We start from the raw sequence: 1,507 nt of genomic DNA, 5'->3' as shown, positions 1-1,507 counted from the left end.
GGCGCCCGCCGGCCGCGCCGCGTCACGGTGCGGGACGACCACCGTCCTAACCGGACTGTCATCGGCCGGACTTTCTTGGGCGCCAGGGAAATCGAGCAGTCCGTCGCGCATCACGGCAGTACGGGGCACCGGCGTCGGGGTGGTTCCGGGTGGGACCACCAGCGGCTTGAGCACTCCGGCAGTGGGTGCCGGGATGGGCGACCGGCCGTCGACCGCCGGCTCGTGAGGGTCAGCCGCCGGCAACGCCAGCGCGCCCATCACACTCAGCGCCACCACGGCCCCCGACCCGAGGACCACCCAGCCGGTCCGCGACACCGCGCCACGCCAGGTGGTGCCGGGACGCTCGGCGTCAGGCCGGAAATCTGGCACGGGTTACCTCCCACGACGAAGACGAGCCATACTCGAAATCAGCGGTGGCCGGCGGCGACACCACGACCTCGGTCACGAGGGCCGGCCACGACCCGAGGAATTGCCCGCGGGATCGACCGGCGCAGGGCCGTGCGAGCGAAGCCACGGGTCCTCAGTTCTCGGCGGCAGTCCCCGACTGGTCCCGCGTCGGCTGCCCCTCCGGGGACCGCGTGCGCGGCGCCTTCACCGAACTGTCCGACTCGGTGACCGGCCGCGCCTGCGGCTGCGGCTCCCCGTCGCCCGCCTCGGCCACGATCTCCCGCAGCGCGCCGGCCAGCAGTCGCATCGAGGCGGGAGCGCCGGGGTTGAGCAGCACGTCCACCCCCTCTTCCGGCAGCACGCCGACCACCTGCGCGAGCTCGACCTCGGCCCAGGCGGCGACGTCGGACAAGCCCTCGACCTCCGCGATCCGCCGGCTGTGCGCCGGGGCGGTGGCCACCAGCACGCACGGCACCTCGTCCGGCGAGAGCACGACGACCGGGGTGTTCTCGGCGTTCACCGCGAGCCCGAACGTGGCGTCGCGCATCGCGTCGAGCAGCTCGTCCGCCTCGCTGTCACCGCGGACGACGAGCTGAAGGAAGGCGTCCACCGGGTCGGTCGGCGAGTCCGGCCCGGACGGCTCGTAGGCGGGATTGGCCTGGAACCGGCCGGTCATGCCGTTCTCGGCGACGAACCAGCCCCCGACCACGACCTCCAGCGGCGGACGCTGCCGCTCCGCCGGGTCGGCCTCGGCGTTCTCCGCCTGCCACGCCGGATCGATGAGGAAGACCCACTGGTCGCCGTCGAGCGCGACGGGGGTCTCCTCGGTCGTGGCGGTCTCCGCCATCACAGCCTCCTCGGCCATCCTGCTCGCCTGCGTCGGTCTCACCCTCCATTAAGGAACTGCCGCAGGCTCGGCGCCGGTCGCGGCGAGCCCGCAGGGGAAGCTCGCGGGGAATCATCCACGGGCTCGCCGGGCGACTCCGCCCGGAACACCCGCCAGCCGGTGTCCAGGGTCAGCACGTCCAGGTCCGGACCGAGGCGGTGCGGCACCGGGCCCGCCGGGGCCACGACCGCGGCGTCGTGTCCGAAGTGGAGCGCCAACGCCGACCGGAAGTCC

3 protein-coding genes are annotated in these 1,507 nt (G+C 73.8%); all 3 read right to left on the bottom strand.

The genetic code is table 11. The annotated features are described in order from the left end of the window. Window positions 1–369, bottom strand: a 369-nt coding sequence (locus KUTG_RS64865; RefSeq protein WP_232241353.1) for a hypothetical protein, incomplete at its 3' end; no start/stop codon positions are given. A 151-nt stretch (window positions 370–520) separates the two neighbouring features. Next, entirely contained in the window at window positions 521–1,234 is a 714-nt protein-coding gene (locus KUTG_RS48610; protein ID WP_198047621.1) for a type VII secretion system-associated protein, read from the bottom strand. Window positions 1,235–1,272: 38 nt separating this feature from the next. Further along, the coding region (locus KUTG_RS62670) for a hypothetical protein (protein WP_198047620.1) at window positions 1,273–1,507 on the bottom strand (235 nt) is incomplete at its 5' end.

This window comes from Kutzneria sp. 744 (genome assembly GCF_000568255.1).
GTDB lineage: Bacteria > Actinomycetota > Actinomycetes > Mycobacteriales > Pseudonocardiaceae > Kutzneria.
This window is presented reverse-complemented; position numbering and strand designations above follow the sequence as displayed.

What these genes read in the sequence shown, in the direction of transcription:
- KUTG_RS48610 (WP_198047621.1), bottom strand. Translation starts at nt 1,234, where the DNA reads ATGGCGGAGACCGCCACGACCGAGGAGACCCCCGTCGCGCTCGACGGC.